The 12,319-nt window shown below is 54.9% G+C and carries 10 protein-coding genes; 7 read left to right on the top strand and 3 right to left on the bottom strand.

Going from position 1 to position 12,319, the window contains the following annotated elements:
- The first annotated feature begins 77 nt into the window (after positions 1–77).
- Genes tauA through tauD form a run of 4 tightly spaced genes read left to right on the top strand, consistent with a single transcriptional unit; the run spans position 78 to position 3,489 of the window.
- Positions 78–1,040: a taurine ABC transporter substrate-binding protein gene (gene tauA / locus ACQG0S_RS04580; protein WP_032624781.1), complete on the top strand. Its 963-nt coding sequence runs from the start codon at positions 78–80 to the stop codon at positions 1,038–1,040.
- 9 nt (positions 1,041–1,049) lie between these two features.
- Positions 1,050–1,817 (top strand): taurine ABC transporter ATP-binding subunit, encoded by a 768-nt coding sequence (gene tauB, locus ACQG0S_RS04585; RefSeq protein WP_022647194.1) that lies wholly within the window; start codon positions 1,050–1,052, stop codon positions 1,815–1,817.
- Positions 1,814–2,641 carry a taurine ABC transporter permease TauC gene (gene tauC / locus ACQG0S_RS04590; protein WP_048966043.1) on the top strand — a complete coding sequence of 276 codons (828 nt, stop codon included), beginning with the start codon at positions 1,814–1,816 and terminating at the stop codon, positions 2,639–2,641. The genes tauB and tauC overlap by 4 nt, the downstream gene beginning before the upstream one ends.
- A complete protein-coding gene (gene tauD / locus ACQG0S_RS04595) occupies positions 2,638–3,489 on the top strand; it encodes a taurine dioxygenase (protein WP_048966044.1) in 852 nt (283 codons plus the stop codon). The genes tauC and tauD overlap by 4 nt, the downstream gene beginning before the upstream one ends.
- A gap of 69 nt (positions 3,490–3,558) precedes the next feature.
- Here tauD and ACQG0S_RS04600 read toward each other — a convergent pair whose 3' ends face one another.
- Together ACQG0S_RS04600 and hemB are read right to left on the bottom strand one after the other, a co-directional pair.
- Entirely contained in the window at positions 3,559–5,283 is a 1,725-nt protein-coding gene (locus ACQG0S_RS04600) for a lysophospholipid acyltransferase family protein (RefSeq protein WP_048966045.1), read from the bottom strand.
- A gap of 125 nt (positions 5,284–5,408) precedes the next feature.
- Positions 5,409–6,383 carry a porphobilinogen synthase gene (gene hemB / locus ACQG0S_RS04605; RefSeq protein WP_003859169.1) on the bottom strand — a complete coding sequence of 325 codons (975 nt, stop codon included), beginning with the start codon at positions 6,381–6,383 and terminating at the stop codon, positions 5,409–5,411.
- A 452-nt stretch (positions 6,384–6,835) separates the two neighbouring features.
- Here hemB and ACQG0S_RS04610 point away from each other — a divergent pair, with 452 nt between their 5' ends.
- Both ACQG0S_RS04610 and ACQG0S_RS04615 read left to right on the top strand, forming a co-directional pair.
- Complete coding sequence (locus ACQG0S_RS04610; RefSeq protein WP_426750068.1) at positions 6,836–9,610, top strand: autotransporter outer membrane beta-barrel domain-containing protein; 2,775 nt, start codon at positions 6,836–6,838, stop codon at positions 9,608–9,610.
- 88 nt (positions 9,611–9,698) lie between these two features.
- Positions 9,699–10,325 carry a helix-turn-helix domain-containing protein gene (locus ACQG0S_RS04615; protein WP_022647199.1) on the top strand — a complete coding sequence of 209 codons (627 nt, stop codon included), beginning with the start codon at positions 9,699–9,701 and terminating at the stop codon, positions 10,323–10,325.
- Positions 10,326–10,327: 2 nt separating this feature from the next.
- Here the strand turns inward: ACQG0S_RS04615 and ampH are convergent, their stop codons facing one another.
- Complete coding sequence (gene ampH / locus ACQG0S_RS04620; RefSeq protein WP_022647200.1) at positions 10,328–11,488, bottom strand: D-alanyl-D-alanine-carboxypeptidase/endopeptidase AmpH; 1,161 nt, start codon at positions 11,486–11,488, stop codon at positions 10,328–10,330.
- Positions 11,489–11,692: 204 nt separating this feature from the next.
- Between ampH and ACQG0S_RS04625 the strand changes: the two genes are divergently transcribed.
- The gene (locus ACQG0S_RS04625) at positions 11,693–12,226 is read left to right on the top strand and encodes an isochorismatase family protein (protein WP_023305557.1); all 534 of its coding nucleotides are present in this window, start codon (positions 11,693–11,695) and stop codon (positions 12,224–12,226) included.
- Positions 12,227–12,319: the final 93 nt, after the last annotated feature.

Below are 12,319 nucleotides of genomic sequence, written 5' to 3' on the forward strand. Positions count from 1 at the left end.
GCGATTCTTTTTTATTCCTTTATCAAAATTCTCGCGCCGGAAATACTGCCCTCATAACAACAAGGGGAGCAGACGGTATGGCAATTTCATCGCGAATCACGTTACTTGGTGCACTGGCGCTGTGGGCATTTCAGGCGCAGGCGGTGGACGTCACCGTGGCGTATCAGACTTCTGCGGAACCGGCGAAAGTCGCGCAGGCGGATAACACCTTCGCCAAAGCGAGCGGGGCGAACGTCGACTGGCGCAAGTTCGACAGCGGCGCGGCAATTGTGCGGGCGTTAGCCTCGGGCGACGTGCAGATTGGCAACCTGGGTTCCAGCCCGCTGGCCGTTGCCGCCAGCCAGCAGGTGCCGATTGAAGTCTTCCTGCTGGCATCGCAGCTCGGAAATTCCGAAGCGCTGGTGGTGAAGAAAAGCATCACGAAACCCGAAGATTTGATTGGCAAACGCATCGCGGTGCCGTTTATCTCCACCACGCATTACAGCCTGCTGGCAGCGCTGAAACACTGGGGCATTAAGCCGGGCCAGGTGCAGATCATCAACCTGCAACCTCCAGCGATTATTGCCGCCTGGCAGCGTGGCGACATTGACGGAGCATACGTCTGGGCGCCCGCCGTCAACGAGCTGGAAAAAGACGGCACCGTGCTGACCGACTCCGAAAAAGTGGGGCAATGGGGGGCGCCAACACTTGATGTCTGGGTCGTTCGTAAGGACTTTGCCGAAAAACACCCTGAAGTGGTGAAAGCCTTCGCCAAAAGCGCCATCGACGCCCAGCAGCCTTACATCAGCAATCCGGATGAATGGCTGAAACAGCCCGCCAACCTGGAGAAGCTCTCACGTCTGAGCGGTGTGCCGGAAGCTGACGTGCCGGGGCTGGTGAAAGGCAACACCTATCTGACACCTGCGCAGCAGGTCCAGCAGCTGAACGGGCCGGTGAGCAAAGCGATTGTCGACACTGCGACGTTCCTGAAAGAGCAGGGCAAAGTGCCTGCGGTGGCAGCGGATTACAGCCGGTTCGTGACCGACCGCTTTGTGAAATAAGGGGCTGCGATGCTGAACATTACAAACCTGTCTGCCGATTACGGCGGCAAACCCGCCCTGAAAGAGATCAACCTGACGCTGGACAGCGGTGAACTGCTGGTCGTACTGGGGCCGTCCGGCTGCGGGAAAACGACGCTGCTGAACCTGATCGCCGGGTTTGTACCGTATCAGCACGGCACGATCCAACTCGAAGGAAAACGGGTAACGGGGCCGGGCGCAGAGCGCGGCGTGGTCTTCCAGAACGAAGGGCTACTTCCGTGGCGAAACGTGCAGGAAAACGTTGCGTTTGGTCTGCAACTGGCCGGCGTAGCGCGTGAACAGCGTCTGAATACGGCGCGCGACATGTTGAAAAAGGTCGGGCTGGAGGGGGCTGAAAAACGCTTTATCTGGCAGCTTTCAGGCGGGCAGCGTCAGCGCGTCGGGATTGCCCGTGCGCTGGCGGCTAACCCTCAGCTGCTGTTGCTGGACGAACCTTTCGGGGCGCTGGATGCCTTTACCCGTGAGCAGATGCAAACCCTGCTGCTGCGCCTGTGGCACGAAACCGGCAAGCAGGTGCTGTTAATCACCCACGATATCGAAGAGGCCGTGTTTATGGCGACGGAGCTGGTGCTGCTCTCACCGGGACCGGGACGCGTGCTGGAGCGTCTGCCGCTTGAGTTTGCCCGGCGCTATGTGGCGGGAGAGCCAGTACGCAGCATTAAATCAGACCCGCTATTTATCGAAAAACGGGAATACATCCTGAGCCGTGTGTTTGAACAGCGGGAGGCGTTCTCATGAGCATTGTCTTCAGTGAAAAAACGCGGCGGACGCGCCGTGCCTTACGCTGGCCGTTCTCTCGCCAGCTCACCTTAAGCGTCAGCACGCTGGTGGTGTTGCTGGCGGTATGGTGGGCGGTTGCCGCGCAGCAGTGGATCAGCCCGCTGTTTCTGCCCCCGCCAGGCCAGGTTCTGGAAAAACTGATCGCCATCGCCGGACCGCAGGGCTTTATGGATGCCACCCTCTGGCAGCATTTAGGCGCCAGTCTGACGCGTATTCTGGTGGCGCTGCTGGCGGCGGTCATTATTGGCGTTCCGGTGGGGATTGCGATGGGACTGAGCCCGACGGTGCGCGGCATTCTCGACCCGCTGATAGAGCTTTACCGTCCCGTACCGCCGCTGGCTTATCTGCCCCTGATGGTGATCTGGTTTGGCATCGGCGAGACGTCAAAGATCTTACTGATATATCTGGCTATTTTTTCGCCGGTAGCAATGTCGGCCCTGGCTGGCGTAAAGAGTGCGCAGCAGGTACGCATACGTGCGGCGCAGTCGCTCGGCGCCAGCCGCGCGCAGGTACTGCTGTTCGTCATTTTACCAGGTGCGCTGCCGGAGATATTGACCGGGTTGCGCATCGGCCTTGGGGTGGGCTGGTCAACGCTGGTGGCGGCAGAGCTGATTGCCGCCACGCGCGGCCTTGGGTTTATGGTGCAGTCGGCGGGAGAGTTCCTGGCGACTGACGTGGTACTGGCAGGGATCGGGGTCATCGCCGCGATCGCCTTTGGATTAGAACTGGGACTGCGCACGCTACAGCGTCGCCTGACGCCCTGGCATGGAGAAATACAATGAGTGAACGTCTGACGATTGTCCCGCTGGGGCCGTACATTGGCGCGCAGGTGTCGGGCCTGGACGTAACCCGTCCGCTGAGCGATAACCAGTTTGAGCAGCTGTACCACGCGGTGCTGCGCCATCAGGTGGTGTTCCTGCGCGATCAGGCCATCACCCCGCAGCAGCAGCGCGCGCTGGCCCTGCGTTTTGGCGACCTGCATATCCACCCGGTCTACCCGCATGCGGAAGGGGTGGAGGAAATTATCGTGCTGGACACTCATAACGATAACCCGCCCGATAATGACAACTGGCATACGGATGTTACCTTTATCGACACACCGCCAGCCGGGGCGATTCTGGCAGCAAAACTACTGCCAGAGACCGGCGGCGATACGCTGTGGGCGAGCGGCATTGCGGCGTTTGAGGCGCTCTCCGCGCCGTTCCAGACCTTGCTAAGTGGCTTGCGGGCGGAGCATGATTTTAAAAAATCGTTCCAGGAGTATAAGTACCTTAAAACGGAAGAGGAGCACCAGCGCTGGCTGGATGCGGTCGCAAAGCATCCGCCGCTGTTGCACCCGGTGGTGCGTACCCATCCGGTGACCGGCAAGCAGGCGCTGTTTGTGAACGAAGGGTTTACCTCGCGCATTGTGGACGTAACGGAAAAAGAGAGCGAGGCGCTGCTCAGTTTCCTGTTTGCGCATATCACGAAGCCGGAGTTTCAGGTGCGCTGGCGCTGGCAGGAGAACGATCTGGCGATCTGGGATAACCGCGTCACGCAGCATTACGCCAATGCGGATTACCTGCCGCAGCGAAGGATTATGCAGCGGGCGACGATTTTGGGGGATAAGCCGTTCTACCGTGCGGTTTGAGCCCCCCACCCTAACCCTCTCCCCAAAGGGGCGAGGGGACTGACCGGTGCGGTTTTCACCCTCTCCCTTTTAGGGAGAGGGCAGGGGTGAGGGTATTAAGTGCGCCTCTATATACCGCTGATAGCGGTTCGCCTTCAGATAACACAGATCCACCAGCACCAGCCCGTCAATACAGTTATTGAACGCCGGATCGCTGCCGAAATCGATAAACTGCACGCCGCCTGGCTCGCATAGCTCGGAATATTGTTTATAAAGCGGCGGAATACCGCAGCCCAGATTGCCGAGCAGGGATTTGAGCTTTGTCAGGTCATCCACGTAATCCACCCCGCCAAATTGCGCCAGCACGTCCGGGAGTGACGCCGGGTAGGGTTGACGCGAGGCGGCTAACGGGTGGCTGGCCGGAAACCAGAGACGATAAAACGCGACCAGCAAATCCCGGGCGGCAGGCGGTAAGCCGCCGGAGATGGACACCGGACCAAACAGGTAACGGTAATGTGGATAGCGCGCCAGATAGGCGCCAATGCCTGACCACAGGTAGTCCAGACCGCGACGTCCCCAGTAGCGCGGCTGTATAAAGCTGCGCCCCAGCTCAATGCCGTGCTCCAGTATGTCCTGCATTTTTTCGTCGTAGTGGAACAGGCTGTAACTGTACAATCCCTCGACGCCGCACTTTTCCACCTGCATGGCCGTTGGCATAAAGCGGTACGCGCCGACAATCTCGAGGTCATCATCATCCCACAGAATAAGGTGCAGATAGTCATCATCGTAGCTGTCGGTATCCCGGCGCTTTCCGCTGCCTTCCTCCACGGCGCGAAAGGCAATCTCGCGCAGTCGCCCCAGCTCGCGCAGCAGAGGCGCCTCTTCCTGCCCGTTGCGCTGCCACAAATAGATGGTTTTACCATCGCTGGTTTTGCCCAGACATTCGGCCTGCGCCAGCTCCCGCTTCAGCGTGGCCCTGTCTTCCGGGCGGGCAATGGCGCACTGGGTTTTAAAGACGCCAGGCAATCCCTTGCCAAGTCGTATCACGTGCTGACGGCACTGCTCGGCCATCTCACGCGATGAAAGGGTAGAGCTAAACCGATCATTCCAGGCAATCTGCTGGCCGATTTTGATCGGCAGCTGGCTGTGACGGCGGCGAAACATCTGTTGCATCAGCAGCAGCAGGGATACTGTCGGCGATACCAGGGTGCTGGCATAAAACAGCAGGCTGTTGTGGGCCTGAATATGTACCGGTAGCAGCGGTACCCGTAGTTTGCTGGCCAGCTTGATAAAGCCCGGATGCCACTTTTTATCGCGGATGCCTTTACGCGTTGGGCGGGAGACTTCGCCTGCCGGGAAGAAGATCAGCACGCCGGCGTTTTGCAGGTGCTGCTCCATCTGCACCAGAGATGCTTTTGCGGTTCTGCCGCCCATATTGTCCACGGGGATAAACAACGAGCTGAGAGGCTCAAGGTGAGACAGCATCCGGTTGGTGACAACCTTGACGTCCCGGCGCACGCGCGAAACGGCGTACAGTAGCGCCAGCCCATCCAGGGTGCCCGTCGGGTGGTTCGCTATCACAATGAGTGGGCCGTGTTCGGGGATTTGTTCGAGGTCTCGGGCGGAAATGGTGCAGAGAATATCAAGGTGTTCCAGAACCTGCTCTACCATATCCAGCCCTTTCAGGTGACGGTGGCTGGCGGCAAACTGCTGAAATTCGTCTTCGTGGAGCAGTCTTTTTAACAGACTTTTTTGCCAGGGTGCGGGCCTCGCCTGAGGCCAAAGGTCATCAAGAACGCTGTCGAGACTAAACATTGATCACTCCTCCTGCCGTCTTGCCCAGACAGTAGAAGGAGGAGATGTCGGTTGTATTGCAGTTTAGTGAAGATTCGCGCAGAGAGTAGGCCGGGTATGGCGAAGCCACCCGGCGCTAAAGCGGATTAACGCAGAATTTTCTTCTCAGCCAGATCCAGCGCGAAGTAGCTGAAGATCAGATCCGCGCCCGCGCGTTTGATCGCCCCCAGGCTTTCGAGGATCACTTTCTCTTCGTCGATGGCACCCGCCTGCGCGGCGAATTTGATCATCGCGTACTCGCCGCTCACCTGGTATGCGCCCAGCGGCAGTTCGGTGCGTTCGCGAATGTCGCGCAGGATATCCAGATACGCGCCGGCCGGTTTCACCATCAGACAGTCTGCGCCCTGTGCTTCATCGAGCAGAGATTCACGAATCGCTTCGCGGCGGTTCAGCGGGTTCATCTGATAGGTTTTACGATCGCCTTTCAGCGCCGTGCCCGCTGCTTCACGGAACGGGCCGTAGAAGGAGGAGGCGAATTTGGTGGAGTAGGACATGATGGCGGTGTCGGTAAAGCCTGCCGCATCCAGCGCATGACGAATAGCCTGAACCTGACCATCCATTGCCGCAGAAGGTGCAATGAAATCCGCACCCGCGGCGGCGGCAACCACCGCCTGCTTGCCCAGATTCAGCAGGGTCGCATCGTTGTCCACGCCGTGATCGCACAGCACACCGCAGTGGCCATGAGAGGTGTATTCGCAGAAGCAGGTATCGGACATGACGATCATCTCCGGCACACTCTCTTTGCAGATGCGCGACATGCGTGCCACGAGGCCGTCTTCTTTCCAGGCATCACTGCCGGTTGCGTCAGTGTGGTGGGAGATACCGAACGTCATCACCGAGCGGATGCCCGCATTCGCAATGCGTTCGATCTCGCGGGCCAGATGCTTTTCAGGAATGCGCATCACGCCCGGCATCGCGTCGATGGCTTTGTAGTCATCGATCTCTTCTTCAACAAAAATCGGCAACACCAGATCGTTTAAGGTCAGTGTTGTCTCTTCAAACATGGCGCGCAGAGCGGGTGACTTGCGCAGGCGACGGGGACGAGCAATTAAATCGGTCATGGTATGCCTGATGTTTGTGGAACAAAGAGGCTTAGTGTACCTGAAAGCGGAGAGTGGTGTTTTACTAAAGTTGTCTTTTAGATTTTCGAAATCGATTAATATACGCTACATGTATTTTGTATATATTATAAATCTTATTATGGTGTCCAGAGTGGTATGTGATATTGGTGAGGCTTCTATATTGGTTTGGGATTATAAATATAAATGATTTATTGCTTTTTATTATATGTGTCGAAGCAACTAAAGTAGTTTGCAATCAGTTGAATTTATAATATTTATTCATAATGATTGATATTGTCCTGGGTTTATAAGCTTATTTGTCTGAATACGGACTTAATGGAATCATTCATTGAACCTTTTCGAAGTGAAACTGCATAATTCCTTCCGCAATTAAACGTTGCCAAATGATTTGATGGACAAACTTGCTTACGTCCCTGAGGAGGGATGACCCAATGCAAACATGGAAAAAGAAACTGGTTGTATCACAACTTGCATTAGCCTGCACACTGGCTATCGCTTCTCAGGCCAATGCGAAAGATATATCCGGCACGACATATAATACTTTTGGATATGACAATACTGCGTCCACGCCCTGGTATTATGGTTATGCTGACTGGGATTATTCAGATGCCACACATGATGGTGACATTTATCCAGTCATCAATAAATCAACTGTAAACGGAGTTATTTCGACATACTATCTGGATGATGGTGTCAATGGCCGTGCGAACGCGTTGAGTATTTCTAACAGCACCATTAACGGCATGATCACGTCAGAGTGTATGACCACGACGTGTGCAGAAGGCGTGGATACTGACGGCACTACGCATACCCAGTACGATCGTTTTAGCCTGACTGTTGATAACTCCACCATCAACGATACCTACGAGCATTATGCGTATGATGTCGTTAATGGCGATACCACTGAAACGCATTATCTGGACACCTATGGTCTGGGTAACGCCATCACCCTGGATGTTGAGTCTGATATCGTTATTCAGAACAATTCCCACATCGCGGGCATCACGCTGACGCAGGGTTATCAGGAGCTTGATAACACGCCATACGACGGTGTTGAAGGCGTTGCTAACAGCAGCAATATCTTTACCGATACGCTGGTGGTGAAAGACTCTGTGCTGACCTCTGGCGCATACAGCGATCTGGGTACCAGCGGCTTCTACGGTCAAACGGCGAAGCCAAGCGACTACGGTGAAACCAACGCCACGGCTGCGGATGATGCGGCGCTGATCGTTGCTGCCAGTGCGTCTGATAACGCCATGCAGACCACCGCTACCTTCGATCACTCTACCGTTACGGGTGACATTCTTTTCTCCAGCACCTTTGATAACAACTTCTACGAGAATGGCGATCCGGCAACGGATACCACAGAAGATGGCGTCTATAACCCAACCACCAACGGCTGGGATGGTACCGATAAACTGGATGTCACGCTGACCAACGGCAGTAAGTGGGTGGGTGCAGCGCAGTCCAGCGTTGAAGCTATCGGCACTGCGCAGATGTATGGCCAGGGCTACAGCAACGTAGACTGGCACGCATTGTCCCCGAATAGCATCTGGCCTGATTCTACCTTTGACAGCAACGGTCACGTTGCCGGTGAAGAGGTGTATCAGAGCGGCCTGTTCAACGTGGCGCTGGATAACGGTTCCGAGTGGGATACCCGCAAGATCTCCAACATCGATGCACTGACGGTGAACAACCAGTCTCAGGTCAATGTTGAAAACTCCGGCCTGCTGGCAGATTCCATCACCCTGACCAATGCTTCAACCTTGAATATTGGCGACAGCGGTGCCGTGGCAACCGACAGTCTGTATCTGGATAGCTACAGCCGTGCGGCACTGACTGAAGAGACGGCAGAACTGTATGCCAACACCATTACTGTAGACAACGGTGCAGAGCTGGCGCTGGGTCTGGGTCAGGTTGATACGCACAATATGGTGCTGACCGATGGCGGTGTGCTCAACGTTGCCAGCCGCGATTATGTGCTGAACAGCGACCTGAACAACGCACGCTATATCACCAACGATAGCCATAAAGCGGACTACGACTATGGTGTTGTCGCGCTGAACTCTGACGGCCATCTGGCGGTGAACGGTGACGTTGCCGGTAACTATAAAGTGCGCATCGACGATGCGACCAGTGCAGGCTCCGTAGCTGACTACAAAAACAAAGAGATCATTCGCGTCTATGACAATAACGCGGATACCGCTGCCAGCTTTACTGCGGCAAACAAAGCTGATTTAGGTGCATACACCTATCAGGCGCAGCAGAAGGGTGACACCGTTGTTCTCCAGCAGGAAGAGCTGACTGACTACGCCAACATGGCGCTGAGCATTCCTTCTGCTAATACCAACATCTGGAATCTGCAACAGGATACCGTGGGTACCCGTCTGACCAACAGCCGTCATGGCCTGGCAGATAACGGCGGCGCATGGGTGAGCTATTTTGGCGGCAACTTTGACGCGGATAATGGCACCGTTAGCTACGATCAGGACGTAAGCGGCATTATGGTGGGTCTGGATACTCAGATCGACGGTAATAACGCGAAGTGGATTGTCGGTGGTGCGGCTGGTTTCGCGAAGGGTGATATCAGCGATCGTACTGGTCAGGTCGATCAGGACAGCCAGACTGCGATGATCTACGCGTCGGCGAAGTTCATGAACGACATCTTCCTCGACAGCTCCATGAGCTACACCCGCTTCAACAACGACCTCTCTGCTACCATGAGCAACGGTCAGTATGTTGACGGTAATACCACGACTGACGCCGTTGGTTTCGGGATGAAACTGGGCTATGACTGGAAACCAAACCTGTCTGGCTACGTCACGCCTTACGCGGCGATCTCTGGCCTGTTCCAGTCCGGTGATGACTATCAGTTAAGCAACGACATGCGTATCGATGGCCAGTCTTACGACAGTATGCGTTATGAGCTCGGCGTGGATGCAGGTTATACCTTCAACTACGGTGGCGAGCAGGCATTAACCCCTTACTTCAAGCTGGCTTACGTGTATGACGATGCCGACAACAATGCTGATATCAACAGTGACAGCATTGACAACGGCGTGGAAGGCTCTGCGGTTCGCGTGGGACTGGGTACTCAGTTCAGCTTCACGAAAAACTTCAGTGCTTACACTGATGCGACTTATCTGGGCGGCGGCGACGTTGACCAGAACTGGGGAGCAAACCTGGGTGTGAAATATACCTGGTAAGAAAAAAACGCGGGGGATTTTGCCCCCGCTTTTTTATGTGCTTTAAAAATAATAAAGAACCGACATATACAGATGACTTGAGGTATGCATGAACGTTAATGCGAAACCACTTTCTGAATTAAGCCGGCTCATAAAGTGTCTGGAAGTCGCCGGTACCCCATTTAAAACGGAACCACAACAATTTATAACTACCGGCAATAATGATGATGAACCATTGACATTTGTAATACAATCCGGCCTGACAGTCGTTCACCGTAAATCAGATGAATTACTCGTGGGTATTGCACGGGCACCCTATATTCATGGATTAAGTGCATGGATTAATGACAGCTATCTTGAATATTCCCTGATGGCACAAACACCTTGTACCGGATTTTATTTGCCAGCCTCTACTGCATGCGAAATTATTCAAGAAGCGCAACTCTGGCAAGAAGCATTCTGCTGGCTTTCATGGCTAAATCATTTACTGGGAAAACGTGATATCCAGCTGGTCGGAAATAATTCGTATAGCCAAATTCGGGCGATGCTAATCAATATGGCCGAGTGGGATGACACGCTACGCTCAAAAATTGGTGTGATGAATCATATTCAGCGTAGCACGCGTATATCACGTTCGGTGGTTGCGGAGGTTCTGGCGGCGCTGCGTCAGGGGAACTACATCAATATGAGCCGGGGCAAACTGATCAGTATCAACCGTTTGCCCACGGACTATTAAGCTCAGTTAGCGGCCGTAAGTACCTGCGCTTTATTGGCGCTCAGCTCGGCTACAAGGTTATTTACGCCATCACTCATATTCACGAAGCGGGTGTTCGGTGACCGGGTGACCACCACAAAAGCGCCCACGTTTGATTGCGGAATCATCGCCATGTAGGTGATGAATCCGCCACCCCCACCGGTTTTTTGAATAATACCCGGGCGACCATCTTTTGGCGCCATATATACCCAGCCCATGCCGAGGGCATCGGCTTTACCGGGAACATCCATACCAATGACGCGACGTAACTGAGCACGCTGGTAGATGAGCGTCTGCATTCGGTCGGCCTGATTACTGCGCGCGTAAAAATCCGATGAGAGGAACTGTTGCATCCAGCGCATCATGTCGCCAGGCGTAGAGTAAACCCCACCGCTGCCAATGGCTGCCAGCGTGTTATTACACGGGCTGGCCCCTTTTTCCGCCACCATCAGACGCTTGCACTGGTCCGGGGAGGGGGTGTAAGTAGTATCTTTCATCCCGAGCGGACGCGTGATTTGCTCTTCAAAAAGTTGAGGGTAAGGCTTACCTGATGCCGTTGCTAACGCGTCGGCCAGCAGATCAAACGCCAGGTTAGAATAGCCAGCCTGAGAACCCGGGGCCGATTTCAGCGTTGCGGTGCTCAGGTAGTTCCAGCGTTGTTCGCGAGTTGGCCAGACAAAGACAGGGCGATGCGCAGCGCCACCGGGCTGTTCTCGCGGCAGGGCGCTGGTATGGGTCGCCAGGTTCACCAGCCTGATCGGCGTTCCCTGATATGTCGGAACGCGAGCGCCGGGTGGCGCATATTTGCTGAGCGGATCGTCGAGTTTTACCACGCCCTGATCGAGCAATTTCACCAGCATTTCGCTGGTCATCAGCTTGGTTATCGACGCGACACGGATAACGGAATCCAGCTGCGGGCGAACGTTATTTCCCGGTCGTGTTTCACCGAAGCTGCGAAACACCCGCTGGTTACCGTCGATCACGACCAGCGCCATTCCCGTCGCACCACTGCCGTAATAAATAAGGTTCGCATAGCGATCGGCAATGTCAGAGGCCAGAACCGGTGCCGTCAGAGGCTGTGCTGCCTGGGCGGTGGACAGGCTCACCGCACACAGCGCGGCGAAAGAGAGCAGACAACGTTTCAACGAAAAGCATCCATCCAGTGAATAAGGAGAGTTACGGGTAGTTATACTACTAATCGGCGTCGGGCAATCGTCCGATTTGCATAACGATAGCGAGAAAAACGTAACCGTGGGTAAATTTGCACAATTTACTTACGGCCAGACTCCCATTTTGTGACATCGGGCTTATGATAGTCACCAGTTACATTCATTATTGCGGAGAACGGTATGTCTGAAAAGCGTGTGGTTTTGGTGGTTGATATGCAGAATGGGGTGTTTAAGACGCCGCGCCATCAGAGTGAGAAATGTGTCTCACTGATCAATCAGCTTACCCAGGCTGCTGAGGCCGTTATTTTCATACAGCATACTGAAGCTGGCGGGCTAGAGGAGGGGAGCGAAGGGTTTGCATTGCTGCCCGATCTCAACCAGCCGGCAGGGGCGTTTTACGTCACGAAGACCGCTTGCGATGCCTTCTATAACACTTCGCTCGAGGCACTGTTGCGCGAACAGGAGATCGATGAATTTATTATCTGCGGCTGCGCGACGGATTATTGTGTCGATGCCACCTTTAAAAACGGTGTCAGCCGGGGCTACCACATCACGGTTGCGGAGGATGCCCACACCACGGCCAATCGTCCAGCGGCCGATGCCCAGGTTCTGATCGCGCACTATAACGATGTCTGGCGTAACTTCATCGCCCCTGCCAACCCGCCTTCGGTGAAACGCACCGAAACAATTCTTGAAAACTGGAAAGCGAACTAATAATTCACCCGCAGGTCTGACTTTTTTGCCTGAGCCGGGAGGCTGGCCCAGGCAAGGTTTCGTGTGGCGATATGTTAAACACAGCAACAGCCA

Origin of the sequence: Enterobacter cloacae complex sp. 418I7 (assembly GCF_050030705.1) — a bacterium.
Classification (GTDB): Bacteria; Pseudomonadota; Gammaproteobacteria; order Enterobacterales; family Enterobacteriaceae; genus Enterobacter; species Enterobacter intestinihominis.

What these genes read in the sequence shown, in the direction of transcription:
- tauA (WP_032624781.1), top strand. Translation starts at nt 78, where the DNA reads ATGGCAATTTCATCGCGAATCACGTTACTTGGTGCACTGGCGCTGTGG.
- tauB (WP_022647194.1), top strand. Translation starts at nt 1,050, where the DNA reads ATGCTGAACATTACAAACCTGTCTGCCGATTACGGCGGCAAACCCGCC.
- tauC (WP_048966043.1), top strand. Translation starts at nt 1,814, where the DNA reads ATGAGCATTGTCTTCAGTGAAAAAACGCGGCGGACGCGCCGTGCCTTA.
- tauD (WP_048966044.1), top strand. Translation starts at nt 2,638, where the DNA reads ATGAGTGAACGTCTGACGATTGTCCCGCTGGGGCCGTACATTGGCGCG.
- ACQG0S_RS04600 (WP_048966045.1), bottom strand. Translation starts at nt 5,283, where the DNA reads ATGTTTAGTCTCGACAGCGTTCTTGATGACCTTTGGCCTCAGGCGAGG.
- hemB (WP_003859169.1), bottom strand. Translation starts at nt 6,383, where the DNA reads ATGACCGATTTAATTGCTCGTCCCCGTCGCCTGCGCAAGTCACCCGCT.
- ACQG0S_RS04610 (WP_426750068.1), top strand. Translation starts at nt 6,836, where the DNA reads ATGCAAACATGGAAAAAGAAACTGGTTGTATCACAACTTGCATTAGCC.
- ACQG0S_RS04615 (WP_022647199.1), top strand. Translation starts at nt 9,699, where the DNA reads ATGAACGTTAATGCGAAACCACTTTCTGAATTAAGCCGGCTCATAAAG.
- ACQG0S_RS04625 (WP_023305557.1), top strand. Translation starts at nt 11,693, where the DNA reads ATGTCTGAAAAGCGTGTGGTTTTGGTGGTTGATATGCAGAATGGGGTG.